We start from the raw sequence: 26,173 nt of genomic DNA, 5'->3' as shown, positions 1-26,173 counted from the left end.
AGTCCGCGCGTGTCCGAAACTCAGCACTCCACTTACAACTTCGTGCCCGACTCCCACTGTTCGGGCTGCGGAGCGCCTTATGGAGAGAGCGCCACCGGCTGGCCCCGCACCTGCCCGGCCTGCGCCACCGTCGCCTACCGCAACCCTCTGCCGGTCGCGATCGCCCTCCAGCCCGTGTACGACGCGAAGGGCACCGCCCTCGTCGTCATCACCCGAACCATCGCCCCCGCGCGCGGAGGCGTCGCCCTGCCCGGCGGCTACATCGACCACCGTGAGGAGTGGAAGCAGGCCGTCGTGCGGGAACTCCACGAAGAGACGGGCATCGAGGCCGCGAGCCGCGACGTACGCCTCGCCGACGCGATGAGCTCGCCCGACGGCCACCTCCTGCTGTTCGGACTCCTGCCGGAGCGCCCCGCGGACCGCCTGCCGACCTCGGCCACCACCGACGAGACGGAAGGCTGGCACCTCCTGCACAGGCCGGAGGAACTGGCCTTCCCGCTGCACACGATCGCCGTCCGGGCGTTCTTCGAGGGCCGCTACATCTGAGCCGACCCACCGAGCCCGCGTACGCGCACGGGGTAGGACGGCTCCCGCACGCCGTCCTCACCCTCCCGCTCCACGACGACCCCCCGGACGCCGTCCCAGCGTGCGACGTACCGCTCGATCTCGGGCTCCTCCCAGCCGTCGCCCGCGTCCCGCACCACCAGCCCGCCCCCCGTCCGTCCCCGGGCAGGCGCCCACACCTCCAGCTCCAGACCGCCGTCCTCCCCGCGCACCGGCACCACCGCGCCCGCGCGCGCGAGCACCGGTATCCGCCCCAGAGGCGCGTCGACGAGCACCTGCCCCGGCCCCTCGTACGGCTTCCCCGTCGCCGTGTCGTACCAGAGCCCTCGCGGCAACCGCACCGCCCGCCTGTCCACGCCCGCGTCCAGCACCGGAGCCACCAGGAGACAGTCACCGAGCAGGAACGCGTCCTCACAGTCGCGCAACGCCCGGTCCTCCGGGGCACCCCACCACAGCGGCCGCACGTACGGAGCCCCCGTCCGCCGGGCCAGATGCGCCAGCGTCAGGAAGTACGGCAGCAGCCGCCGACGCTCGACCAGCGCCACGCGCGCGTGCTCCAGCACCTCGGGCCCGAACACCCACGGCTCCCTGCGCCCCGCCCGGGGACCCGCATGCGTACGGAACAGCGGCAGGTACGCGCCGAGCTGGAGCCACCGCAGATACAACTCCGGAGAGGAGCCGCCGTCGGAACCTCCCACGTCCGGCCCCGAGTACGGCACCCCGCACAGCCCGAGCCCCAACACCAGCGACAGGGACGCCCGCAACCCCGGCCACCCCGGGCGACGTCACCGAACCAGGTGCCCCCGTAGCGCTGCAGCCCCGCCCAGCCGGAGCGCGAGAGCACGAACGGGCGCTCCCCGGGAAGCAGCTCCCGCAGCCCCTCGTAGCCCGCCTGGGCCATGCACAGCCCGTACACGTTGTGCGCCTCACGATGATCGCCACCGCGACCCTCCAGAGCGTGCCGCGCAGACCGGGGGAGCGTCGCCTCCCCGAAGGCGGTGAACGACGTCGGCTCGTTCATGTGGTGCCAAAAGCCCGAGAAGCCCTGCGCGATCCCCTCGGCGTAGAGCCCGCCCCACCATCGCCGCACGCGCGCGTGCGTGAAGTCCGGATACACCGACCTGCCGCCCGCACCACGCCCTCCACGAGCCGCCCCGAGGCCTCCCGGACGAACGCGTCCTCGGCGACCCCGCTGTCGTGGACCGCGCCACCCGGCGAGGCGCGTACCGCTGGGTCGACGATCGACACCAGGCGGACACCGTCGCGCCGCAGCTCCTCGGCCAGCACCGGCAGCTTCGCGAAACGCTCCTGGTCGACGGTGAACACCTGACGGTCGTCCAAGTGGTCGGCGCCCAGATGGACCGCGTCGAGCGGCAGGCCGCGCTCCTGGTGACCGGCCACCACACGACGCACCTCCTGCTCGCCGCCGAAACCCCCCGCGTGGTGGTGCCCGAGCGCCCAGGCGGGCGGCAGCGCCGGGGCACCGGTGAGGGAGGCCCAGGTGAGCAGCACGCGCGCGGGGGTCCCCACCATCACCCAGCAGCGCAACGGGCCGCCGTCCATCCGCAGCTCGGACGTCCCGGCCCGTCGTGCCCGGAACCGGCCCCCTCCTCGCCCTCCCTCAGCTTCACAGAGCCGTCCCACGACGTGTCGTGGAACGCCAGATGCGTGGCCGCGTCGGCCACCACGAGGTGCGCCGGCATCGTCAGGTACAGCGGATCGTCGCACCGGCCGAACGCCCGCCCCGGATCGGTGTTCCACAGCCGGTACGTCCCCGCACGCAGACGGGGCCCGGACGCCCGTCCGCCCAGCCCGAAGAAGCGCGCGTCCGCAGCCACCTCCGACCGCTGCATCCACCGCCCCGGACCGCAGCCCGCCGACTCCCACCACCGCGGCGGCAGATCGCGCCGCAGGGCGACACCACCCGGCGTCCGCACCTCGATCGCCCCGTGCCGCGAGACCACGACCGTCACCCGCTCCGCCACCACCCGCCAGCCGCCGTCCTTGTCCGGCTCCAGCACCGCCCGGGGATCGGCCTCAGGACAGCGTCCGCCCAGCGCGTACGACGGCTCGGGGCCGACCCCGTCCCAGCCCCAGAAGACGGCCCCGTTCACCGCCACCCGGATCATCAGTTCCGACCGGCTGAAACGGATCGTCCCGCCACCGGGCCCCGGCTCCACGTCCTGCACCAGCCCCGGCACCCGCGCGCGCTCGGCACCCCGCGCCGGCAGTGCCATGGCGTCGGCACGCCGCCGACGCCATGCTGCTCCCACGGTGAGCAACCTCTGTGCGGCCCCCGCAGAACCGATCACCCTCATCGAACGCACCAGGTCACGACCGTTCATGCTGCTCACCCTGTCACTGAGCGAACCGCGCGCGCGTGTCGTTCAACTGCCGTTCACCTGTGCTCGACCCACATCTTCACGACACGGACTGTGTGGGGCACACCCTGGTGTGTAAGTCGATCACATGGCATCGTCCGTGTCAGCCGCGTCACGCGCACACCCCAGCGCGTGCGCGCGCGACGCACACGACGCGCACAGTCCGGGAGCCGCCCCATGTCGACCGTGAACCCCGAGCCGCTCTGGCGGCCCGATCCGCAGCGCCTCGCCGAGGCCCAGGTCACCAGGTTCCAGACCTGGGCCGCCGAACGCCACGGAGCCCCCTCCGAAGGTGGCTATCCGGCCCTGCACCGCTGGTCCGTCGCCGAACTGGAAACGTTCTGGACAGCCGTCACGGAGTGGTTCGACGTACGGTTCTCGACCCCCTGCACGCGCGTGCTGGCCGACCGTGCCATGCCCGGCGCCCAGTGGTTCCCCGGCGCCACCCTGAACTACGCCGAGCACGCCCTGCGCGCCGCCACCACCCGCGCGGACGAACCGGCCCTCCTGTACGTCGACGAGTCCCACGAACCCCAGCCGGTGACCTGGGCCGAACTGCGTCGCCAGGTCGGCTCCCTCGCCGCCGAACTGCGCCGCCTCGGCGTCCGCCCCGGTGACCGGGTCAGCGCCTACGTGCCGAACATCCCCCAGGCCGTCGTCGCCCTCCTCGCCACGGCAGCCGTCGGCGGCGTCTGGACCTCCTGTGCCCCCGACTTCGGCGCCCGCAGCGTCCTCGACCGCTTCCAGCAGGTCGAGCCGGTCGTCCTCTTCACCGTCGACGGCTACCGCTACGGCGGCAAGGAGCACGACCGCCGCGACGTCGTCGCCGAACTCCGCGGCGAACTGCCCAGCCTGCGCGCAGTCGTCCACATCCCCCTCCTGGGCACCGAGACACCCGAGGGAGCCTTGGACTGGTCGGCCCTGACCGCCGCGGACCAGGAACCCGCCTTCGAACAGGTCCCCTTCGACCACCCCCTGTGGGTGCTCTACTCCTCCGGCACGACAGGCCTGCCCAAGGCCATCGTCCAGTCCCAGGGCGGCATCCTCCTCGAACACCTCAAGCAACTCGGCCTGCACTGCGACCTGGGCCCCGAGGATCGCTTCTTCTGGTACACCTCGACCGGCTGGATGATGTGGAACTTCCTCGTCTCCGGCCTCCTCACCGGCACGACGGTCGTCCTCTACGACGGCAGCCCCGGCTACCCCGACACCGCCGCGCAGTGGCGCATCGCCGAGCGCACCGGAGCCACGCTCTACGGCACCTCGGCCGCCTACGTCATGGCCTGCCGCAAGGCCGACGTGCACCCGGCCCGCGACTTCGACCTCTCCACGGTCCGCTGCGTCGCCACCACAGGCTCGCCCCTGCCGCCCGACGGCTTCCGCTGGCTGCACGACGAGGTCCGCGAGGATCTGTGGATCGCTTCCGTCAGTGGCGGCACGGACGTCTGCTCCTGCTTCGCGGGAGCCGTCCCGACCCTCCCCGTGTACACCGGAGAACTCCAGGCACCCTGCCTAGGCACCGACCTCCAGGCCTGGGACCCGAGCGGCCGGCCCGTCATCGACGAGGTCGGCGAACTCGTCGTCACCAACCCCATGCCGTCGATGCCGGTGTACTTCTGGAACGACCCCGACGGCAGCCGGTACCACGACAGCTACTTCGACACCTACCCCGGCGCATGGCGGCACGGCGACTGGATCACCCTCACCTCACGCGGCTCCGTCGTCATCCACGGCCGATCCGACTCCACGCTCAACCGGCAGGGCGTCCGCATGGGGTCCGCCGACATCTACGAAGCCGTCGAGCGCCTGCCCGAGATCAGGGAATCCCTGGTCATCGGCATCGAACAGCCCGACGGCGGTTACTGGATGCCGCTCTTCGTCCACCTGACCCCGGGAGCCGTCCTCGACCAGGCGCTTCTCGACCGCATCAAGCAGACCATTCGCGAGGAACTTTCCCCGCGCCACGTCCCCGACGAGGTCATCGAGGTCCCCGGAGTCCCGCACACCCTCACCGGAAAGCGCATCGAGGTCCCGGTCAAGCGCCTCCTCCAGGGCACCCCCCTGGAAAAGGCGGTCAACCCGGGCTCCATCGACAACCTCGAGCTGCTGCACTTCTACGAGAACCTCGCCCGCAAACGATCCTGACGAGCACAAAGGTCCAGCTCAGGGCGCATTGTCAGTGCCGCTGGTTACTGTGAGTGAGCATCGATCGACCGTGCACACACAGGGGGAACCATGGCGGCACGCACCGACCATCGGAGCATGCGACGCGTCCTGCGCCGTGAGATCGCCGGCACCATCGGCCTGCTCACCGACGAACACGACTTCCGCGCCATGCGCCGCTACCGCACCTTCACCTTCGACGACCACACCACCTACCTCCGACAGGTGGAAGACCTCCTCAAAACGCGCGCGCTCCAGGGCACGCACACCACCGTCGCCCTCTTCGACCCGCAGGAGTACGCCGACTTCTGCGCGGCCAAGGGCCTCGACCCCGACAACCCCGCCCACCGCACCCGCTTCACGGCCGAACTCGCCACCACCGGCCCCACCCTCCCGTACGAGGGCCAGCCACTGGCCGACCTGGTGCCCGCCCTGGTCGACGAAGCCGTCCGGCAAGCGACCTGGGAGTACGCGGCCACCCTCCTCGCCCGCCTCGGCGCCTGCGCGACCTGTGGCGAGGACATCGGCCGGGCGGCCTTCGCTCAGGCCTCCGACCTCGTCGCCCGCATCCTCGACACCGCACCGCCAGGCAACCGCCACCTCGTCTGCAGCGTCACCGGCACACCCGAGACCCTGGTCGCCGTTCTCCACGCGGACGAGGCAGCGGACGGCACCACCCCGCTCGACGAGGCCGAGGCCCTCGAGTTCACGACCGTCCTCGCGCTCGGCGTCGCCACCCGGGGCCCCGGCGGCCTGGTCATGCGCACCAGCTCCGCCGACGCCCCCGACCGGATCTACGGTTGGCGGCTGCGCCGCGGAGGACTGGAACCGCTGACCGCCGGCGAGGTCTTCGACGCCTACTGCACCGACGTCGAATCGGGCGACCTCATCGCACCCGAGTCCGGCGTCGACTACGGCGTACCGCCCGACCTCACCCAGGACGGACAGCAGGGGCCGGCCCCGGGCCACCACCACTGACACGCCGGAGGGGCGCTCCACCGCGAAGGCGGAGCGCCCCTCCTGACCGGCCGAACACCGGCACGGCCCGACTACTCGCCGGAGAACACCGCCTGCGCCGCCGCGCGCGCGTCCTCGGCGCTGTCGGTCGCACGAGCGGCCGCCGCGGCCCGCTCGCACTGCGCGAGCGTGTACTTCGCCAGCGTCGCCCGCACATACGGAATCGACGCCGACCCCATCGACAGGGAGGTGACACCCAGGCCCGTCAGCACACACGCGAGCAGCGGGTCGGCCGCGGCCTCACCGCAGACACCACAGCTCTTGCCCTCGGCCTTCGCCGCTTCGGCGGACAGCGCGACCAGGTCGAGCAGCGCGGGCTGCCACGGATCCTGGAGCCGTGACACCGCGCCCACCTGACGGTCCGCGGCAAAGGTGTACTGCGCGAGGTCGTTCGTCCCCAGGGACAGGAACTCCACCTCCTGCAGAATCGAGCGCGCCCGCAGAGCGGCCGACGGGATCTCCACCATCGCGCCGAACTTCGCCCGCAGTCCGGCCGCACGGCACGCGTCCGCGAACGCCTTCGCGTCGGCACGGTCGGCGACCATCGGGGCCATCACCTCGAGGTGCACCGGGAGGCCTTCGGCAGCCTTGGCCAGTGCGGACAGCTGGGTGCTCAGCACGTCGGGGTGGTCGAGAAGGGTCCGCAGACCGCGCACGCCCAGCGCCGGATTCGGCTCGTCCGACGGGGTCAGGAAGTCCAGCGGCTTGTCCGCACCGGCATCCAGCACCCGCACCACGACACGCCCCTCGGGGAATGCCTCCAGCACCTGCCGGTACGCCGTGACCTGCTTCTCCTCCGACGGAGCCTTCGTGCTGTCGTCGAGGAAGAGGAACTCGGTACGGAAGAGGCCGACCCCCTCCGCGCCGGCTTCGACAGCGGCCGGCACATCGGCCGGCCCGCCGACGTTCGCCAGCAGCGGCACCTTGTGACCGTCGGCGGTGGCACCCGGCCCGGTGGAGGCGGACAGCGCCGCCTTCCGCTCCGCGGCCGACGCCTCCAGCTGCGCCTTCTTGTCCTCGGTCGGGTCCACGAAGACCTCGCCCGTGCTTCCGTCGACGGCGATGACCGTCCCCTCGGCAAGCTCACCGGCACCCGGCAGCGCCACGACCGCCGGCACGCCCAGCGCACGCGCCAGAATCGCGCTGTGGCTGGTCGGCCCGCCTTCCTCGGTCACGAAACCGAGCACCAGCGTCGGGTCCAGCAGCGCGGTGTCGGCCGGCGCGAGATCCCGCGCGACCAGCACATACGGCTCGTCGCTGTCCGGGACACCCGGCATCGGAACGCCCAGCAGACGGGCGACGATACGATTCCGCACGTCGTCGAGGTCGGCCACGCGACCGGCGAGGTACTCCCCGGCATTCGCCAGAAGCTCGCGGTATGCGGCGAACGCGTCGTACACAGCACGCTCGGCCGTACTGCCGACGGCGATACGCCTGTCCACGTCCGCCATCAGTTCCGGGTCCTGGGCCATCATGGCCTGGGCCTCGAGCACCGCCTGGGCCTCGCCCCCGGCCAGGTTGCCGCGCGCCATCAGATCGGCTGCCACAGCATCCACGGCCTGACGGGCGCGCCCCTGTTCCCGCTCCGCCTCCTCAGGCGCGATCTGCTTGGCGGGCGGTTCGAGGACCGCCGTTCCCATGTGCCGAACCTCGCCGATCGCCACACCGTGGCTCACACCGACGCCTCGCAGCGTTGTCTCCATCTCACCCGTCTCCGATAGTGCGGCGGGGTCCCGCCGCCGCGATGGTGGTTGTCCCTGCATGCCGTCGTCCAGGTGACGGCGTCGGCTCAACGCCAGGAGAAGAGGACGTCGCCCGTCTTCACGTCGCCGTCTTCACGGAGTTCGCCGAGGGCGTCGGCCGTGGCCTCCAGGGCCACGACGGGGCACACCGGGGACTTGCCGGCCTCCTCGACCGCGACCGGGTTCCACCGGACGATGCCCTGTCCGCGCGTCACGGTGTCACCCTTGTTCACGAGGAGCTCGAAGCCCTCGCCGTTCAGCTGGACGGTGTCGATGCCGAGGTGAGTGAGCACGCCGTGCCCCTCCGCGTCGACGACGACGAAGGCATGCGGATGCAGGGAGACGATGACTCCGTCCACGGGTGCCACGGCCTCGGACGGCTCGCGGACCGGGTCGATGGCCGTGCCGGGGCCGACCATGGCGCCGGAGAAGACCGGATCGGGCACTGCTGCCAGTCCGATGGTGCGTCCTGCCAACGGGGACGTCACGGTGGTCATGGGAAGCCTCCCAGGGGTGGAGATGTAGATGGGCCGTCGCTACCAGTCCCGGACGGCGCACTGTGCAGGCAGGGTATGTCAGATGAAGTACCGGTTCCGCACGAGTGATCACGATCCGTGGTCTAGACCACTACCCTAATCGATTTGCAAGCGCTCTGCGGCCCCGTGTACAGTCGTACTCCTGCTTAAGGGTGAGCGACGCAAGTAAGCGTGCCTAACCGAGCAGCACCCAACTGATCAGATCCTAACTCTGGATCATCATTCCGCATGCCTGCGGGACGGTGGTCAGGGAGACGGAAAATCGCTGGTAGAGTTGGGAACGCAAGACCGAAGGGAAGCGCCCGGAGGAAAGCCTGAGAGAGTCTCTCGGGTGAGTACAAAGGAAGCGTCCGTTCCGAACCCGGAAGCTAAGCCTTACAGCGCCGATGGTACTGCAGGGGGGACCCTGTGGGAGAGTAGGACGCCGCCGAACTCCTTTTTGAGCTCCGGCTCTTGGGCACACAGCCCGAGAGCCGGAGCTTTTTTGCGTTGAGGTAAGGTCAGGGGGCATCGTTGGCTCGTTTTCTACTGGAGGCCCCCGGGTGGAGGTCCAAGAGACCCGTGTGCAGACCGACCGGGTCCTCACCATCCCCAACATCCTCAGCATGGCGCGTCTCCTCGGCGTACCCCTGTTCCTGTGGCTGATTCTCAGGCCTGAGTTCGGCGGCCCGCAGAGCGACGGCTGGGCTCTGCTCGTGCTGGCCCTGAGCGGGATCACCGACTACCTGGACGGCAAGCTCGCCCGGCGCTGGAACCAGATCAGCAGCCTGGGCCGGCTCCTCGACCCGGCCGCGGACCGGCTCTACATTCTCTCGACTCTGCTCGGCCTCACCTGGCGGGAGATTCTCCCGCTCTGGCTGACCGGTCTACTGCTTGCACGAGAACTGCTGCTGCTGGTGATGGTGGGCATCCTCAGGCGGCACGGCTATCCGCCGCCCCAGGTGAACTTCCTCGGGAAGGCGGCCACCTTCAACCTGATGTGCGCGTTCCCGCTCCTGCTGCTCAGTGACGGAAGTGGATGGCTCGCGTCACTCGCTGCGATTTTCGGATGGGCGTTCGCGGGATGGGGTACAACGCTCTATTGGTGGGCAGGAGTCCTCTACGTGGTACAGGTCCGCCGCCTTGTCCGTGCGGACGCCATGGCCGACTGATCTCGCCGAGCCTATTGGCGGTCAACCGTGGCTCGATGGCCCGTTACAGAGAAGTGCGGGACAATCTTGACGGGTGAAGTCGGCTAGACCGTCGTCTCTTCAAGGAGGACGCTTCCGACATGAAGGCCGTCGTGATGGCCGGAGGCGAAGGCACACGCCTTCGTCCCATGACCTCAAGCATGCCCAAGCCGCTCCTGCCGGTCGCCAACCGGCCGATCATGGAGCACGTTCTGAGGCTGCTCAAAAGGCATGGGCTCAATGAGACCGTCGTCACCGTCCAGTTCCTGGCCTCACTGGTCAAGAACTACTTCGGTGACGGCGAGGAGCTCGGCATGGAGCTCAGCTATGCCAACGAGGAGAAGCCACTCGGTACCGCGGGAAGCGTCAAGAACGCAGAGGAAGCGCTGAAGGACGACGCCTTCCTCGTCATTTCCGGCGACGCACTCACCGACTTCGACCTCACCGACCTGATCCGCTTCCACAAGGAAAAGGGAGCACTGGTCACCGTCTGTCTGACGCGGGTGCCCAATCCTCTGGAATTCGGCATCACGATCGTCGACGAGGAGGGCAAGGTCGAGCGCTTCCTGGAGAAGCCGACCTGGGGCCAGGTCTTCTCGGACACCGTGAACACCGGTATCTACGTCATGGAGCCCGAGGTCTTCGACTACGTCGAGGCCGATGTCCCCGTGGACTGGTCGGGCGACGTCTTCCCGCAGCTGATGAAGGAAGGCAAGCCGATCTTCGGCTACATCGCCGAGGGCTACTGGGAGGACGTCGGCACCCACGAGAGCTATGTGAAGGCCCAGGCCGACGTGCTGGAAGGCAAGGTCGACGTCGAACTCGACGGCTTCGAGATCTCGCCGGGTGTGTGGGTGGCCGAGGGCGCCGAGGTGCACCCGGACGCCGTTCTCCGTGGACCCCTCTACATCGGGGACTACGCCAAGGTGGAGGCCGGCGCGGAAATCCGCGAACACAGCGTCATCGGGTCTAACGTCGTCGTCAAGAGCGGGGCCTTTCTGCACAAGGCCGTCGTGCACGACAACGTGTACGTGGGACAGCACAGCAATCTGCGCGGCTGTGTCGTCGGGAAGAACACCGACATCATGAGAGCCGCCCGGATCGAGGACGGCGCCGTCATCGGTGACGAATGCCTGATCGGTGAAGAATCGATCGTTCAGGGCAATGTGCGGGTCTACCCGTTCAAGACCATCGAGGCCGGCGCGTTCGTCAACACCTCGGTGATCTGGGAGTCGCGGGGCCAGGCGCACCTCTTCGGTGCGCGGGGCGTCTCGGGCATCCTGAACGTCGAGATCACCCCGGAGCTTGCCGTGCGCCTCGCCGGGGCCTACGCCACCACGCTCAAGAAGGGGTCCACCGTCACCACGGCCCGTGACCACTCACGTGGTGCGCGGGCGCTGAAGCGGGCGGTGATCTCCGCGTTGCAGGCCAGCGCCATCGACGTACGCGATCTGGAGAATGTGCCGTTGCCCGTGGCGCGGCAGCAGACCGCGCGGGGAAGTGCCGGCGGGATCATGATCCGGACTTCGCCAGGGGTGCCGGATTCCGTGGACATCATGTTCTTCGACGGGCAGGGTGCCGATCTGTCGCAGGGCAGTCAGCGGAAGCTGGACCGAGTGTTCGCGCGGCAGGAGTACCGGCGGGCGTTCCCGGGAGAGATCGGGGACCTGCATTTCCCTGCCAGCGTCTTCGACTCGTACACCGGGTCGCTGCTGCGGAACGTGGACACGACGGGGATCGCCGAGTCCGGACTGAAGGTCGTCGTTGACGCCTCGAACGGCAGTGCCGGTCTCGTCCTGCCCAGCCTGCTCGGAAAGCTCGGGGTCGACTCACTGACCGTCAATCCCGGCCTGAACGAGGCACGGCCGACCGAGACCGGTGACCAGAGGCGTTCCGGGCTCGTGCGGCTCGGGGAGATCGTGGCCTCGTCGCGGGCCGCGTTCGGTGTGCGGTTCGACCCGGTGGGCGAACGGCTCTCTCTCGTCGACGAGAAGGGCAGGATCATCGAGGACGACCGGGCGCTGCTGGTCCTGCTCGACCTGGTGGCCGCCGAGCGGCGCAGCGGGCGGGTGGCCCTGCCGGTGACCACGACACGGATCGCCGAGCAGGTGGCGGCCTATCACGGCACGCAGGTGGAGTGGACGACGACCTCGCCCGACGACCTGACCCGGGTCGGCCGGGACGAGTCGACCATCTTCGGCGGGGACGGCAAGGGCGGCTTCATCGTCCCCGAGTTCAGCAGCGTCTTCGACGGTACGGCGGCCTTCGTGCGGTTGATCGGGCTCGTGGCCCGGACGCAGCTCACGCTGAGCCAGATCGACGCGCGGATTCCTCGGGCGCATGTCCTGAAGCGGGATCTGGCCACGCCGTGGGCCGTCAAGGGTCTGGTGATGCGGCGGGTCGTCGAGGCGGCCGGCGACCGTTTCGTGGACACCACGGACGGCGTCCGGGTGGTGGAGAAGGACGGACGCTGGGTCATGGTGCTGCCGGACCCGTCCGAGGCGGTCACGCACCTGTGGGCGGAGGGCCCCGACGACGCCTCCGCGCAGGCACTGCTGGACGAGTGGGCGGCGGTCGTGGACAGCGCGGGGCGCTGAAGCGCCTACCACGCGCGCGTGCCGGACAGGTGTCCTCAAGGAGGCCTGTCCGGCACGCCTGTGGGGCCATTCGGAGGTAGCGGGCGCGACGTGCGACGATGTGCGGCATGCCGCAGCAGCCCCCCGTTCGGAGCACACCCGCGCGCGCGTCGCGCCCGGACGCGTCCATGTCGCTGCTCACCAACGTCATGGACCACAGCCTCGACGACGGCTATGCCGAGGCCGCCGCCCGGAAGCAGGCCGAGGGCGTCGGCGGACTGCCCAGGACACTCCGGTCCAAGCTGGGGCTGGCCGCCGGCCTGCTGCTCGCGGCGCTCCTGGTCACCGTGGGGGCGGCCGAGCGCGGATCGCCGCCCCGGTGGTGGCCAAGGAGCGCGAGGAGCTGATCGACCGGATCGACGGCGAGACCGAAGCGGCGGACAAGCTCGAGGACACCGTCGACGAACTGCGCGAGGACGTGAGCGCGCGGCAGCGGGAGGCGCTCCGCGAGAGCGGCGGGGGTGACAAGGCGGAGCTGGTGGGGATGCTCGCGGGCGCCGTCGAGGTGCACGGGCCCGGGGTGAAGCTGGTCGTGGACGACGCCGAGGAGGCCTCCACGGGCGGCGACGGCGATCCGCGCGAGACTTCCGGCTTCTCCGACACCGGGCGGGTCCGCGACCGGGACATGCAGCGCGTGGTCAACGGACTGTGGGCGTCAGGTGCCGAGGCCGTCTCCGTCAACGGGCAGCGGCTGACGGCGCTGTCGGCGATCAGGGCCGCGGGCGACGCGATACTGGTCGACAACAAGCCTCTGGTACCGCCGTACACGGTGCTCGCGGTGGGGGACGGGAAGAAGCTGAGCACCCGGTTCCAGGACAGCTCCGACGGGTTGTACCTCAACGCTCTCCAGGAGAACTTCGGGATCCGGACCGCCATCTCGGTGGAGGAGGACCTCCGGTTGCCCGCGGCACCGAGTGTGATCGTACGTACAGCACAGCCGAGAACTGAGAAGGGCACATCGTGATCGCCGTACTGGGCCTCGTCGTGGGAGTCGTGGCCGGCCTCTTGGTCCGGCCCGAGGTTCCGGCCGTCGTCGAGCCGTATCTGCCGATCGCCGTCGTGGCGGCGCTGGACGCCGTGTTCGGGGGTCTGCGGGCCATGCTCGACGGCATCTTCGACGACAAGGTGTTCGTCGTGTCGTTCCTGTCCAACGTGGTCGTGGCCGCGCTGATCGTGTTCCTGGGCGACAAGTTGGGCGTCGGTGCCCAGCTGTCCACGGGTGTGGTGGTCGTGCTCGGCATCCGGATCTTCTCCAACGCCGCGGCGATTCGCCGGCACGTCTTCCGGGCGTGACGGCGATGAGCGACCAGGACGCGAACCAGCCGGACGGGACTCCGCGGGACGAGACGCCCACGACCAGGCTGCGCAGAGAACTGCCCCAGGAGGTTCCCGCGGCCGCCTCGCGCGCGCAGCGGGGCGAGGAGAGCGGTGAGCCCGCGCTGACCGGCCGACAGCGGCTGGTGCAGGGCCTGTGGCCGCTCCGGGTGAGCCGGGCCCAACTCATCGTCGCGCTGTTGCTGTTCGGCCTCGGTTTCGGTCTGGCGGTGCAGGTCGCGTCCAACAGCGACAGCGGCAACGCCCTGCGTGGTGCGCGCCAGGAGGATCTTGTGCGCATCCTCGATGAACTGGATGACCGCAGTCAGCGTCTTGAGGACGAGAAGCAGGGTCTCGAGCAGCAGCGGCAGGAGCTGGAGAACAGCTCCGACCAGGCCGAGGAGGCCCGAAAGCAGACGGTCGAGAAGGAGAAGCAACTCGGCATCCTGGCGGGCACGGTCGCCGCTCAGGGGCCCGGCATCACCATGACGATCGAGGACACGAAGGGGACGGTCGAGGCGAACATGCTGCTCGACGCGATCCAGGAGCTGCGCGCGGCGGGTGCGGAGGCGATCCAGGTGAACGGCGTCCGGGTCGTCGCCGGCACCTATCTGACGGAATCAGGCACGAGCGTGCGGGTCGACGGGAACAAGATCAACGCGCCCTATCGTTTCAAGGTCATCGGCAAGCCGCAGGACCTCGAACCGGCTCTCAACATCCCTGGAGGCGTGGTGCAGACTCTTGAGAAGGAGCAGGCCACCGTGTCCGTGGAGCGATCGACCAAGATCGTCGTGGACGCCTTGCGAGCAGCGGAGCAGCCTGACTACGCTCGGTCGTCCTCGCAGTGAACCGGCGGTGCATGGGGGTTGTCCGGCAGGGGCATGAGGTTGCGGGGGGTCGGCGCACCGATCGGGTGGTGCGTGGTGGAAACTGTCTGGTGGCTACGGACGTTGTGAAGATGTCCGGGTCGGCCGGTCTAATCAGTCAGGGTTCGTCCTGCCCCACGGGCGGGTCTGTTTCGGTCAAGGGGAATCGCCCGTGAAGTTGTTTGCGAAGTTGTTCGGCAAGAGCGCGCGAGAGGGCAGCGGTGACAACGCGACCGCCCGTCACCGCGCACAGCCCGACGCGGAGGGCCAGCGGCCGCTGTTCCGGGACCAGGTGGCTGGTCCGGGCGGTGACATTTCCGGAGGCCAGGGCGGGGCGTCGGTTGACCCTGCACAGTCCGGCGGCATAGGTTTCGGACAACCGTCAACCTCAAGTACGGGTGGAGGGTTTTCCCCTATGTCGGCCCTGGTGTGTACGAGGTGCGGTAACCGCAACGCGGAGAACAGCCGTTTCTGTTCCAACTGCGGCGCGCCGCTGAGGCCGGGCCTGACGCCCGAGCGGCCGTCCGAGACGACCTCCACCATCTCCATCTCCGGTCTCGAGGCCTACGACTCCGAGACCACCGGACAGACCCAGTTGCCGGCGCTCTCACCCGAGGCCCAGGCCGCGGTCGACGCGCTGCCGCTGGGGTCGGCCCTGCTGGTCGTGCGGCGCGGCCCCAACTCGGGCAGCCGCTTCCTGCTGGACGGCGACCTGACGACGGCCGGGCGGCACCCGCAGAGCGACATCTTCCTGGACGACGTGACGGTCTCGCGTCGCCATGTGGAGTTCCGGCGTCGCCAGGACGGTTCGTTCACGGTGGCCGACGTCGGCAGCCTGAACGGCACGTACGTCAACCGTGAGCGGATCGACGAGGTCCCTCTGTCGAACGGTGACGAGGTGCAGATCGGCAAGTACCGGCTGGTCTTCTACGCGAGCCAGCGAGGCTACTGACCCGCCCCCGGACCCGGTCCGGGGGAACCCCCAGGGAAGGCCCATGCTGCGAACACCGAGGGGCGGTGCCGGACCCGGCGCCGCCGCAGTCGACGGTGGTGCGATGAGCATCGGCACAGTGCTGAACGTGCTGCGCGACGAGTTCCCCGAAGTCACCATCTCCAAGATCCGCTTCCTGGAGTCGGAGGGGCTCGTCGAGCCGCGCCGGACCCCGTCGGGGTATCGCAAGTTCAGCTCGGAGGATGTCGAGCGCCTCGGCCATGTGCTGAGGATGCAGCGGGACCACTATCTGCCGCTCAAGGTGATCCGGGAGCATCTGGACGCCATGGAGCGCGGTGAGGCGGCGGTGCTGCCGACGGTGGGCCGGCAGCGGGACGGGCAGGCGGCACCGGAGCCGTCCGACGCGCCCACGGCCGCCCGGATCGGGCGGTCCGAGCTGCTGGCGGCCGCCGGGATCGACGAGCGGGAACTCCAGGAGTGGGAGTCGTACGGGCTCGTCGTTCCACTGGAGGACGGTGTCTACGACGCCGAGGCGGTCACCGTGGCCGCGCTCGTCTCCGAGCTGGGGCGGTTCGGGATCGAACCCCGGCATCTGCGGCTGATGAAGGCCGCGGCCGACCGTGAGGCGGGGCTCGTGGACCAGGTGGTCGCGCCGCTCCGGCGGCACCGCAACCCGCAGACGCGGGCGCATGCGGAGGCCCGCACGAAGGAGCTGGCGGGGCTCACGGCCAGGTTGCACGCGGCGCTGGTGGGGACCGCGCTGGGAGTGCGCCTGCCCTGAGGGGACGGTTCCGGTCGCCCGGATCGCTCACCCGTTCCCGGCCCGACTACCCAAACGTCCCGAGCACGGCCTAGGGTTGCTGTGTGAACGAGCTCGATGTCGTAGGTGTCCGGGTCGAGATGCCCTCCAACCAACCGATCGTGCTGCTGCGTGAGGTGGGAGGCGACCGTTACCTCCCCATCTGGATCGGGCCGGGGGAGGCGACGGCGATCGCCTTCGCCCAGCAGGGCATGGCTCCGGCGCGGCCGCTGACCCACGACCTGTTCAAGGACGTGCTGGAGGCCGTCGGCCAGGAGCTCAGCGAAGTGCGCATCACCGACCTGCGGGAGGGCGTCTTCTACGCCGAGTTGGTCTTCGCCAGCGGGGTCGAGGTGAGCGCGCGGCCGTCCGACGCCATAGCGCTGGCCCTGCGTACGGGGACGCCGATCTACGGCAGCGACACGGTGCTCGACGACGCGGGGATCGCGATCCCGGACGAGCAGGAGGACGAGGTGGAGAAGTTCCGCGAGTTCCTCGACCAGATCTCGCCCGAGGACTTCGGCAGCAGCAACCAGTAGCCGTCGGGAGGCGGGTTTGGTCAGACGGGCCCGCCGGCTCCGTTTCCGGCAATTGCCAGCGGCGCGTGAGAGCGTCCTGCGGCTTCCGCTGAGCGCATTCGGCTAGCCTTTCCCCGCGGTGGAGCGCGGGAAACCACTCCTAGGGTGATTATCACTCGGCGTGCCGAGTGTGGCGATCGTTGACGCACCCCTGGTGACTGCCTACCGTCGAGAAGGCAGGTCAAGGACGGAGGTCGGCGTGAGAAGCAGCGGCGACGGTACGGTTGGGGGTGCCCCCGGACTCGGTGTCGGGGGGAGCGGTCCGTACCCTCCCCCAAGCTCTCGACTCCGCTCGAGCGGGGGGTACCCCCATCACGGAGGCGCGGCCGATCACGCTCCGCAGCGACCGGCGGCCGTGCCGAGCAGCGGAGGGGCGACGTCCATGGCGTCCGAGGAGATCGGCTACCGGGGGCCGACGGCCTGTGCGGCCGCCGGCATCACCTATCGGCAACTGGACTACTGGGCGCGCACGGGGCTGGTCGAGCCGAGCGTGCGGCCGGCCCACGGTTCCGGGACGCAGCGCCTGTACAGCTTCCGGGACGTGGTGGTCCTCAAGATCGTCAAGCGGTTCCTGGACACCGGGGTCTCGCTCCAGAACATCCGCACGGCCGTCCAGCACCTGCGTGAGCGGGGCTTCAGCGACCTGGAGCGGATGACGCTGATGAGCGACGGCGCCACGGTCTACGAGTGCGGCTCGCCGGACGAGGTGCACGCGCTGCTCCAGGGCGGGCAGGGCATTTTCGGGATCGCTGTCGGCGTGGTGTGGCGCGATGTCGAGAGCGCGCTGTCGCAGTTGCACGGGGAGCGCGTCGACACCGGGGAGACGCTCGTCGGGCCCAATCCGGCCGATGAGCTGGCGCGTCGGCGCAACAGGGCGGTCTGACGCCCTCACCGGCGCCTCGCGGCGGCCGCCCGACGTCATTGTCAGTGGCGTGGTGCAGCATCGGAAATGTGAGAAACGCGCCCACCATCCTGCATCTCGACATGGATGCCTTCTTCGCTCAGGCGGAGCAGGCGTCCAAGCCGAGTCTGCGTGGGAAGGCGGTGGTGGTGGGCGGCCTCGGGCGCGCGGGGTGGTGGCGACCGCCTCGTACGAGGCACGGATCTTCGGGGTGCATTCGGCGATGCCCATGGCCCAGGCACGCCGGCTCGCCCCGAACGCCGCCTACCTGTATCCGCGGGGCGCGTTCTACCGCCAGATCAGCGACCAGGTCATGTCGCTCCTGCGGGCCCTGTCGCCGCTGGTGGAGCCGCTCAGCCTGGACGAGGCGTTCGTGGACCTGGAGGCCGGGGAGGCGGCCTGGGACAGCGAGTCGGCGCGGCTGGCCGGGGCGCGGCTGCGCGCGGACATACGGGCGGCCACGGGGCTCACCGGGTCGGTGGGGCTGGCCGCCTCGAAGATGCTCGCCAAGATCGCCTCCGAGCAGGCCAAGCCTGACGGCCTGGTGCTGATCGAGCCGGGAACCGAGCGGGCCCTGCTCGCGCCGATGTCCGTACGGACGCTGCCGGGGGTCGGACCGGCGACCGGCGACCACCTGCGGCGGGCCGGGATCAGCACGGTGGAGGAGATGGCCGAGGCCGGGGAGGACGAGCTGGTCCGGCTGCTGGGCAAGGCGCACGGGCACGCGCTGCACGCCATGGCGCTGGCCCGTGACGACCGGCCCGTGGTGGCCGAGCGGGAGACGAAGTCGGTGTCGGTGGAGGACACCTATGACGTGGACATCCACGACCGCCTCCGGGTGGAGCTGGAGGTGCGGCGGCTGGCCGACCGGTGCGTGCGGCGGCTGCGCGGGGCGGGTCTGTCGGGGCGGACCATCGTGCTGAAGGTGAGGCGGTACGACTTCTCCACGCTCACCCGGTCCGAGACTCTGCGGGGGCCCACGGACGATCCGGTGGTGGTGCGGGAGGCTGCGGCAAGGCTGCTGGACTCCGTGGACACGACGGGCGGGGTGCGGCTGCTCGGGGTCGGGGTGAGCGGGCTCGCCGATTTCACGCAGGAGGACCTGTTCGCGCAGGCGGCGGAGGAGGTGCGGGCGGAAGGGCCCGAGGACGAGGTGGCGGAGGAGCCCGTCACGGCGGAGGTGCCGCCCGTGGAGCACCGGTGGCGGCCGGGGCTCGACGTGCGGCACGCCGAGCTGGGCCACGGGTGGGTGCAGGGCAGCGGGCTGGGACGGGTCACCGTGCGGTTCGAGACACCCGAGTCGGAGGTGGGCCGGGTGCGGACGTTCCGGATCGACGACCCCGCTCTGGAGCCGGCGGATCCGCTGCCGCTGGTGCGGCGAAGACCGGACGAGCCGTCGGCCGTGGACAAGACCGGCGACGTGCCCGTGGCGCGGCCGGGAAACAGCCGGTGACGGGAGCGAGCGAGCTGGTGTGCGGTGGGGGACGAGGAGGTGCGGGCGGAGCCGGTGGCGGATGAGGAGGTGCGGGGGGGTGCGGGGGACGGGTGGGGGCGAGCTGGTGCGGGCGGTGGCGGACGAGGAGAAGCGGGGGACCGGGTGGCGGACGAGGAGGTGCGGGCGGAGCCGGCAGAGGTCTCGGCGGAGCGGTGTGACGAGGTGCGGGCGGTGATCGAGCGGGTCACCGGATGGGCCGCCGGGCGCGAGGACGTCGGCGGGGTGCTGCTCGTCGGCTCCTGGGCGCGGGGTGCCGCGCGAGCGGACTCGGATGTCGATCTCGTCGTGCTGACGACCGAGCCGGGCCGGTACGCCCATGACGGGGTCCTGGCGCGCGAACTCGCCCTGGGTGAGGTGATCCGGAACCGGGCCTGGGGGCCCGTCATCGAATGGCGGCACATCACCGCCTCCGGTCTGGAGATCGAGGTAGGCATCGGCCCGGTCGACTGGGCGCGCACCGATCCCGTCGACGGCGGCACACGCCGCGTCGTCACCGGCGGGGCCCGGCCCCTCCACGACCCACGGGGACTCCTCGGGGCGTTGATCGAGGCATGCGGCCGGTCCGCTCAGGTCTCCTCGGTGCCCGCCAGCCTGCCGAAGTCCCGGTCCGGGAGCGGGGGAGGCTCGGCCACATCGAGACCGTAGTGGTGGTAGAGCTGGAGTTCCTGATCGGGGGAGAGGTGGCGGCCCACGCCGAAGTCCGGGGCGTCCCTGATCAGGGCGCGGTCGAAGGGGACATGGAGGGTGCCCTCGATCAGTTCGCTGGGCTCCAGGGGGACGAAGGCGTCCCTGCTGAACAGCCGGTGCGTATGGCAGCCCACTCCGGCACGCCGGTCGCGTCGTCGAGGTAGACCTCGTCGATGGTGCCGATCTTGGTGCCGTTGCGGTCGCACGCCTTGCGGCCGATCAGGTTGCGCGGATCGATGTCGGTCTGCACGGGACCCCTCCACTTGGTCGCAAACTCATCCGTAAGCACTACGAAAGAGCACAACGGGGGCGGCGGCCACTCGACAGGAGGCATCGTTGACCTCGCTGGTAGTCTGGCAGCGGCTGCTGACCCCGCGCGGGAGAGTCCTCCGGAGATCTTCGGAGGCGCCGAAGGAGCAACTCCTCCCCGGAATCTCTCAGGCTCACGTACCGCACGGACGAGGTCACTCTGGAAAGCAGGGCGGGTGTCGACGGCGTCGACGGCCTCCGCTCTCACCGACGGGGAAAGCCGGTCGCTCTCGGGCGGCCGGTGAAGCTCTCAGGTTGAGATGACAGAGGGGGAGGCCGTCCGGGTACCCGCCAGTGGTGCCCCTCGAAGGTCGTGTCTGACCAGGAGGCCTCCGCAATGACCGCCCATCGCATTCCGCTCTCCGACCTCGAACAGGGAATTCCTTTCGAGCAGCGCCACATCGGGCCCGACCAGGAGGCGCGGGCCAAGATGCTCGCGCAGGTCGGCTACGGCTCCCTGGACGAGCTCACCGCCGCCGCCGTCCCCGATGTGATCAAGAACGCCGACACGCTGGACCTGCCCGGCGCGCGGACCGAGGCCGAGGTGCTGGCCGAACTGCGGTCGCTGGCCGACCGCAACCAGGTCCTGGACCCGATGATCGGGCTCGGCTACTACGGCACCTTCACCCCGCCGGTCATCCTGCGCAACGTCATGGAGAACCCGGCCTGGTACACGGCCTACACGCCGTACCAGCCGGAGATCTCGCAGGGCCGGCTCGAGGCGCTGCTGAACTTCCAGACCATGGTCGCCGACCTGACCGGGCTGCCGACCTCCGGTGCCTCGCTGCTCGACGAGGGCACGGCGGCGGCCGAGGCGATGGCCCTGTCACGACGCATGGGGAAGAACAAGAAGGGCCTCTTCCTGATCGACGCGGACGCGCTGCCGCAGACCATCGCCGTCATCGAGACCCGCGCCGAGCCGACCGGCGTCGAGGTCGTCGTCGCCGACCTCAGCGACGGAATCCCGGCCGACATCGCCGCGCGGGAGATCAACGGCGTGCTGATCCAGTACCCGGGCGCCTCCGGAGCCGTACGCGACCTCAAGCCGGTCATCGAGCAGGCGCACGAACTGGGGGCGCTCGTCACCGTCGCCGCCGATCTGCTGGCGCTGACGCTGCTGACCTCGCCCGGTGAGCTGGGCGCGGACATAGCCGTCGGGACAACGCAGCGGTTCGGGGTGCCGATGGGCTTCGGCGGACCGCACGCCGGATACATGGCGGTCCACGAGAAGTTCGCGCGCAGCCTGCCCGGACGGCTCGTGGGCGTGTCCGTCGACGTGGACGGCAACAGGGCGTACCGGCTGGCGTTGCAGACGCGTGAGCAGCACATCCGCCGGGAGAAGGCGACCAGCAACATCTGTACGGCGCAGGTGCTGCTCGCCGTCATGGCCGGCATGTACGCCGTGTACCACGGGCCCGACGGGCTTCGGGCGATCGCGCGGCGCACCCACCGCTACGCCTCCACCCTGGCCGCCGGGCTCACCGCCGGTGGCGTCGAGGTCGTGCACGGCTCCTACTTCGACACGCTGACCGTGCGGGTGCCCGCGAAGGCCGCCGAGGCCGTCGCCGCAGCTCGGGGAAACGGCGTCAACCTGCGCCTCGTCGATGCCGACCACGTGTCGATCGCCTGCGACGAGACCACCGGGCGGGCCCAGGTCACCGCTGTCTGGCGGGCCTTCGGGGTCGAGGGTGAGATCGAGGCCCTCGACGCGGTCACGGAGGACACCCTGCCCGCCGGGCTGCTGCGCGGCGACGAGATCCTCACCCACCCCGTCTTCCACCAGCACCGCTCCGAGACCGCCATGCTCCGCTACCTGCGCAGGCTGGCCGACCGTGACTACGCGCTCGACCGGGGCATGATCCCGCTGGGCTCCTGCACGATGAAACTCAACGCGACCACCGAGATGGAGCCGGTCACCTGGCCCGAGTTCGGGCAGCTGCACCCCTTCTCGCCCGCCGAGCAGGCGCGGGGCTACCTGACGCTCATCCATGAGCTGGAGGAGCGGCTCGCCGAGGTCACCGGGTACGACAAGGTGTCCCTCCAGCCCAACGCCGGGTCGCAGGGCGAGTTCGCCGGACTGCTCGCCGTACGCGGATACCACCGGGCCAACGGGGACGAGCAGCGGACCGTGTGTCTGATTCCGTCGTCCGCGCACGGCACCAACGCCGCGAGCGCCGTGATGGCCGGGATGAAGGTCGTCGTCGTGAAGACCGCCGACGACGGCGAGATCGACGTCGAGGACCTGCGGGCGAAGATCGAGAAGCACCGGGACGAGCTGGCGGTGCTGATGATCACCTACCCGTCGACGCACGGGGTGTTCGAGGAGCATGTCGCCGACATCTGCGCGCAGGTGCACGAGGCCGGCGGTCAGGTGTACGTCGACGGCGCCAACCTCAACGCGCTCGTCGGGCTCGCCAAGCCCGGGCACTTCGGTGGCGACGTCTCGCACCTGAACCTGCACAAGACGTTCTGCATCCCGCACGGCGGCGGCGGTCCGGGCGTCGGCCCGGTGGCCGTACGGTCGCACCTGGCGCCGTATCTGCCGAACCACCCGCTCCAGCCGGAGGCCGGGCCCGCGACGGGCGTGGGACCGATCTCGGCCGCGCCGTGGGGCTCCGCGGGGATCCTGCCGATCTCGTGGGCCTATGTGCGGCTCATGGGCGGTGAAGGGCTGAAGCGGGCCACGCAGGTGGCCGTGCTGTCCGCCAACTATGTCGCCAAGCGGCTCGAACCGCACTACCCGGTGCTCTACACCGGCCCCGGCGGGCTGGTCGCGCACGAGTGCATCATCGACCTGCGTCCGCTGACGAAGGCCACCGGTGTCAGCGTGGACGACGTGGCCAAGCGGCTCATCGACTACGGCTTCCACGCGCCGACGATGTCGTTCCCGGTGGCCGGGACGCTCATGATCGAGCCGACCGAGTCCGAGGACCTGGCCGAGCTGGACCGGTTCTGCGAGGCGATGATCGCGATCCGCGGGGAGATCGAGAAGGTCGGGGCCGGCGAGTGGCCCGCCGAGGACAACCCCCTGCGGAACGCTCCGCACACCGCCGCCGCGCTGGGCGGGGAGTGGGAGCACGCGTACTCGCGCGAGGAGGCCGTCTTCCCGGCCGGGGTGTCCGCCGCCGACAAGTACTGGCCGCCGGTGCGCCGGATCGACCAGGCCTACGGCGACCGCAACCTGGTCTGCTCCTGCCCGCCGCTGGACGCGTACGAGGACTGATCCGGCAGCCGTACGTCATCGAGGGTCCCCGTCCGGTCAGGGCGGGGGACCCTCCGGCGCGCCGGGGGGTGGTTCAGGCGGGGTAGGCGTGTGTCTGGGCCGCCTTGACCGTCGCCCACACCGGGGCGCCCGGATGCAGGTCGAGTTCGGCGGCGGCGACCGTGGTGAGGTCGGCGGCCAGGGGGAGTTCGCCGGTGAGGTCGGCGCGGATCTGGTCGCCGTGGGTCTCCAGGCCCGCGACCTCGCAGCGCCAGAGGTTGCGGGCGCTGGAGCCGGTGGGGCGGTCGCGGTGGAGGGTGACCGCGCTGGGCGGGAAGGCGACGAAGGCCGGCCCGGAGAGGATCTCCGTGGTGGTGAGCGAGGGGCCCGTGTCGAGGTGGACGGTGTGGCCGTCGGCCCGGCCGCGGTAGAGGTTCAGGCCGACGAGTTGGGCGATGTAGTCCGTGCGCGGGTGCCGGGCGATGTCGGAGGGGGCGCCCTGCTGTACGACCGTGCCGTGCTCGACGACGACCAGGCGGTCCGCGAGGACCATGGCGTCCAGCGGGTCGTGCGTGACGAGGACGGCGACCGCCTCGAACTCGGCCAGGTGGCGGCGGAGTTGGGCGCGTACCTCCAGGCGGGTGCGGGCGTCCAGGGCGGCGAGGGGTTCGTCGAGCAGGAGCAGCCGGGGATGTGTGGCGAGGGCGCGGGCCAGGGCGACCCGCTGGGCCTGGCCGCCGGACAGACTGCGGGGCCTGGCGCCCGCGTGCTCGGCGAGGCCCATCCGCTCCAGCCACCCGGCCGCCTGGGAACGTGCCTCGGCCTTGCTCGCGCCGTGGCAGCGCGGACCGAACGCCACATTGTCGAGGGCGCTCAGGTGCGGGAACAGCAGGTAGTCCTGGAAGACCACGCCGACCGGGCGGGACTCCGGCGGCGTACGCTCCAACGCGTCGCCGTCCAGACGGAGGTGGCCGCCGGTGAGCGGGACGAGGCCGGCGAGGGCGCGCAGGGCCGTCGTCTTGCCGGCGCCGTTCGGGCCGAGCAGGGCCACGACCTCGCCGGGGGCGGCGCTCAGCGTGATGTCGAGGCGGAAGGCGTCCCGGTCGACCACGACGTGGGAGTCGAGGCCCTCGGCGCTGTCCGGCGGGATGCCGTCGGGGGTGCTCATGACGCGGTCATCCAGCGGTCGCGCAGGCCCGCCAGCACGGCGATGGAGACGGCCAGCAGCACCAGGCTGAGGGCGATGGCGGCCTCCGGGTCGCTCTGGAGGGCGAGGTAGACGGCGAGCGGCATCGTCTGCGTGCGGCCCGGGAAGTTGCCCGCGAAGGTGATCGTCGCCCCGAACTCGCCCAGGGCGCGTGCCCAGGCCAGTACGGCGCCCGCCGCGATGCCCGGCGCGATCAGGGGCAGCGTGACCCGGCGGAACGCGGTGAAGCGGGAGGCGCCCAGGGTGGTGGCGGCCTCCTCGTAGCGCGGGTCGGCGGCGCGCAGCGTGCCCTCGACGCTGATGACGAGGAACGGCATGGCCACGAACGTCTCCGCGAGCACGACGCCGGTCGTGGTGAACGGGAGGGTGATGCCGAACCAGGCGTCCAGCCACTGCCCGACCACGCCGTTGCGGCCGAGGGCGAGCAGAAGGGCCACACCGCCCACGACCGGGGGCAGGACCAGCGGGAGCGTCACCAGGGCGCGGACGAGACCGCGGCCGGGGAAGTCGGTGCGGGCCAGCAGCCATGCCAGCGGCACGCCGATCACCAGGCTCAACGCGGTCGCCGACGTGGCGCAGACCAGGGACAGCCGCAGGGCCTGCCAGACCTCGGGGCTGGTCAGCTGCTCGGGCAGGCTGTGCCACGGCGCCCGGACGAGCAGGGCGACCAGGGGCAGCAGCAGAAAGGCCAGGCCCAGCAGGGCGGGCAACAGGAGGGCGAAGGGGACGCCGGTGCGGATCGGGCCCGGCCGCCGGCCGCCCTTGCGGGTGTCGGGGGCGGGGGGCGTCACGGCTTCAGGAACCCGGCCTCGGTCAGGGCCCTCTGCCCCTCGGCGGAGCGCACGAGGGCGACGAAGGCCTTCGCCGCCTCGGCGTTCCGGGCGTTCTCGAGGGGGGCGATGGGGTAGTCGTTGACGGCGTCGGCCGACTCGGGGAAGTCCACGCCGTCCACCTTGTCACCCGCCGCGCGCACATCGGTCCTGTACACCACCGCGGCGTCGGCCTCCTTCAGCTCCACCTTGGTCAGGGCGCTCTTGACGTCCTGCTCGTAGGAGACCGGGGTGAGCCGCAGGCCGCTCGCGTCGAGGGCCTTCTGGGCGGCGGCGCCGCACGGGACGGTCCTGTCGCACAGGACGACCTTGAGGCCGGACCGCGTGAGGTCCTTGAGAGAGGTGACCTTGTCGGGGTTGCCCGGCAGGGTGGCGATCTCCAGCTGGTTGCGGGCGAAGGTGAGGGGAGGGGAGGCGTTGTCCTTCGCGTCCGTCACGATCGTCATGGTCTTGGTGCTGGCGGCGGCGAACACGTCGGCAGGGGCGCCGCTGACGATGCTCGCGGCGAGGGTGTCGCTGCCGCCGAAGCTGAACTCGACCTCCGTGCCGGGGTACGCCTTCTCGAACTTCTTCCCCAGGGCCGTGAAGCTCTCCTGGAGGGAGGCCGCCGCGAAGACGGTCACCGTGCCGGACACCTTCGCCGGACCCGACGCGGAGGAGCCGGCCCCGGAGGAGGTGCCGTCGGAGGAGTTGCAGGCGCTCAGCACCAGCAGCGCGGCGACTCCCGCGCCCGTCACCTGAAGGCGGGCCGGGCGGGCGGTTCGGGTCGTCACGGTGCACTCCTCGGTCGTCACGGTCCCTCGAACGGACCCTGCCGCGATGATA

General features: G+C 70.7%; 18 protein-coding genes, 1 rRNA gene, 4 pseudogenes and 1 riboswitch. Of the genes and pseudogenes, 16 read left to right on the top strand and 7 right to left on the bottom strand.

Translation table 11 applies throughout. From position 1 onward, the window contains the following. The first annotated feature begins 9 nt into the window (after positions 1-9). Entirely contained in the window at positions 10-546 is a 537-nt protein-coding gene (locus BM536_RS19010; RefSeq protein WP_073492921.1) for an NUDIX domain-containing protein, read from the top strand. Here BM536_RS19010 and BM536_RS19005 read toward each other — a convergent pair. Continuing rightward, positions 537-2,909 (bottom strand): annotated as a pseudogene (locus BM536_RS19005) (glycoside hydrolase family 31 protein). The gene BM536_RS19010 and the pseudogene BM536_RS19005 sit on opposite strands and share 10 nt — an antisense overlap. A gap of 213 nt (positions 2,910-3,122) precedes the next feature. Between BM536_RS19005 and BM536_RS19000 the strand changes: the two are divergent. Together BM536_RS19000 and BM536_RS18995 are read left to right on the top strand one after the other, a co-directional pair. Continuing rightward, positions 3,123-5,090 (top strand): acetoacetate--CoA ligase, encoded by a 1,968-nt coding sequence (locus BM536_RS19000; RefSeq protein ID WP_073492923.1) that lies wholly within the window; start codon positions 3,123-3,125, stop codon positions 5,088-5,090. 117 nt (positions 5,091-5,207) lie between these two features. After that, complete coding sequence (locus tag BM536_RS18995; protein WP_245873649.1) at positions 5,208-6,086, top strand: hypothetical protein; 879 nt, start codon at positions 5,208-5,210, stop codon at positions 6,084-6,086. Between the two features lie 71 nt (positions 6,087-6,157). On the opposite strand, the gene ptsP is transcribed toward BM536_RS18995, so the two are convergent. Next, entirely contained in the window at positions 6,158-7,828 is a 1,671-nt protein-coding gene (gene ptsP / locus BM536_RS18990) for a phosphoenolpyruvate--protein phosphotransferase (RefSeq protein ID WP_073492925.1), read from the bottom strand. An 86-nt stretch (positions 7,829-7,914) separates the two neighbouring features. After that, complete coding sequence (locus BM536_RS18985) at positions 7,915-8,364, bottom strand: PTS sugar transporter subunit IIA (RefSeq protein ID WP_073492926.1); 450 nt, start codon at positions 8,362-8,364, stop codon at positions 7,915-7,917. Positions 8,365-8,730: 366 nt separating this feature from the next. Between BM536_RS18985 and rrf the strand changes: the two genes are divergently transcribed. The 12 genes and pseudogenes from rrf (at position 8,731) to BM536_RS18925 (ending at position 19,758) form a co-directional block, all read left to right on the top strand. Then, a 5S ribosomal RNA gene (gene rrf, locus BM536_RS18980) occupies positions 8,731-8,836 on the top strand. A gap of 109 nt (positions 8,837-8,945) precedes the next feature. Then, positions 8,946-9,554 carry a cardiolipin synthase ClsA gene (gene clsA, locus BM536_RS18975; RefSeq protein ID WP_073494409.1) on the top strand — a complete coding sequence of 203 codons (609 nt, stop codon included), beginning with the start codon at positions 8,946-8,948 and terminating at the stop codon, positions 9,552-9,554. A 119-nt stretch (positions 9,555-9,673) separates the two neighbouring features. After that, a complete protein-coding gene (locus BM536_RS18970; protein WP_073494407.1) occupies positions 9,674-12,169 on the top strand; it encodes a mannose-1-phosphate guanyltransferase in 2,496 nt (831 codons plus the stop codon). Positions 12,170-12,336: 167 nt separating this feature from the next. Then, positions 12,337-13,172, top strand: a pseudogene (locus tag BM536_RS18965) (DUF881 domain-containing protein). After that, the gene (locus tag BM536_RS18960) at positions 13,169-13,501 is read left to right on the top strand and encodes a small basic family protein (RefSeq protein ID WP_003988855.1); all 333 of its coding nucleotides are present in this window, start codon (positions 13,169-13,171) and stop codon (positions 13,499-13,501) included. The pseudogene BM536_RS18965 and the gene BM536_RS18960 overlap by 4 nt, the downstream one beginning before the upstream one ends. Before the next feature lie 5 nt (positions 13,502-13,506). Then, complete coding sequence (locus tag BM536_RS18955; RefSeq protein WP_073494416.1) at positions 13,507-14,370, top strand: DUF881 domain-containing protein; 864 nt, start codon at positions 13,507-13,509, stop codon at positions 14,368-14,370. Between the two features lie 82 nt (positions 14,371-14,452). After that, positions 14,453-15,340 carry a zinc-ribbon and FHA domain-containing protein gene (locus BM536_RS18950; protein WP_073494406.1) on the top strand — a complete coding sequence of 296 codons (888 nt, stop codon included), beginning with the start codon at positions 14,453-14,455 and terminating at the stop codon, positions 15,338-15,340. A gap of 43 nt (positions 15,341-15,383) precedes the next feature. Next, on the top strand, positions 15,384-16,121 hold the full coding sequence (ftsR, locus tag BM536_RS18945; RefSeq protein WP_073494404.1) for a transcriptional regulator FtsR: 738 nt from the start codon (positions 15,384-15,386) through the stop codon (positions 16,119-16,121). An 83-nt stretch (positions 16,122-16,204) separates the two neighbouring features. Beyond that, complete coding sequence (locus BM536_RS18940) at positions 16,205-16,678, top strand: bifunctional nuclease family protein (RefSeq protein WP_073494403.1); 474 nt, start codon at positions 16,205-16,207, stop codon at positions 16,676-16,678. A gap of 238 nt (positions 16,679-16,916) precedes the next feature. Then, positions 16,917-17,600: a MerR family transcriptional regulator gene (locus tag BM536_RS18935; RefSeq protein WP_073494401.1), complete on the top strand. Its 684-nt coding sequence runs from the start codon at positions 16,917-16,919 to the stop codon at positions 17,598-17,600. A gap of 68 nt (positions 17,601-17,668) precedes the next feature. Continuing rightward, positions 17,669-19,071 (top strand): annotated as a pseudogene (locus tag BM536_RS18930) (DNA polymerase IV). Positions 19,072-19,215: 144 nt separating this feature from the next. After that, complete coding sequence (locus tag BM536_RS18925) at positions 19,216-19,758, top strand: nucleotidyltransferase domain-containing protein (RefSeq protein ID WP_245873647.1); 543 nt, start codon at positions 19,216-19,218, stop codon at positions 19,756-19,758. On the opposite strand, the pseudogene BM536_RS18920 reads toward BM536_RS18925, so the two are convergent. Further along, a pseudogene (locus BM536_RS18920) lies at positions 19,680-20,050 on the bottom strand (PRC-barrel domain-containing protein). The gene BM536_RS18925 and the pseudogene BM536_RS18920 overlap by 79 nt on opposite strands. Before the next feature lie 117 nt (positions 20,051-20,167). Next, positions 20,168-20,263, top strand: a riboswitch (glycine riboswitch). Positions 20,264-20,446: 183 nt separating this feature from the next. On the opposite strand from BM536_RS18920, the gene gcvP reads away from it, so the two are divergent. Continuing rightward, entirely contained in the window at positions 20,447-23,332 is a 2,886-nt protein-coding gene (gene gcvP, locus BM536_RS18915) for an aminomethyl-transferring glycine dehydrogenase (RefSeq protein WP_073494397.1), read from the top strand. Between the two features lie 73 nt (positions 23,333-23,405). Here the strand turns inward: gcvP and BM536_RS18910 are convergent, their stop codons facing one another. From BM536_RS18910 to modA, 3 genes are read right to left on the bottom strand one after another with little or no spacing between them, the layout of a single operon-like run. Beyond that, positions 23,406-24,479: an ABC transporter ATP-binding protein gene (locus tag BM536_RS18910; RefSeq protein ID WP_073494395.1), complete on the bottom strand. Its 1,074-nt coding sequence runs from the start codon at positions 24,477-24,479 to the stop codon at positions 23,406-23,408. After that, positions 24,476-25,309: an ABC transporter permease gene (locus tag BM536_RS18905; protein ID WP_094103246.1), complete on the bottom strand. Its 834-nt coding sequence runs from the start codon at positions 25,307-25,309 to the stop codon at positions 24,476-24,478. Before BM536_RS18905 ends, BM536_RS18910 begins: the two co-directional genes overlap by 4 nt. After that, positions 25,306-26,121: a molybdate ABC transporter substrate-binding protein gene (gene modA, locus BM536_RS18900; protein ID WP_073494413.1), complete on the bottom strand. Its 816-nt coding sequence runs from the start codon at positions 26,119-26,121 to the stop codon at positions 25,306-25,308. The genes BM536_RS18905 and modA overlap by 4 nt, the downstream gene beginning before the upstream one ends. Positions 26,122-26,173 lie beyond the last annotated feature (52 nt).

The sequence above is a fragment of the Streptomyces phaeoluteigriseus genome (assembly GCF_001896135.2).
Classification (GTDB): Bacteria; Actinomycetota; Actinomycetes; order Streptomycetales; family Streptomycetaceae; genus Streptomyces; species Streptomyces phaeoluteigriseus.
The sequence above is the reverse complement of the archived record's forward strand: the minus strand, read 5'-3'. Positions and strand labels throughout refer to the sequence as shown.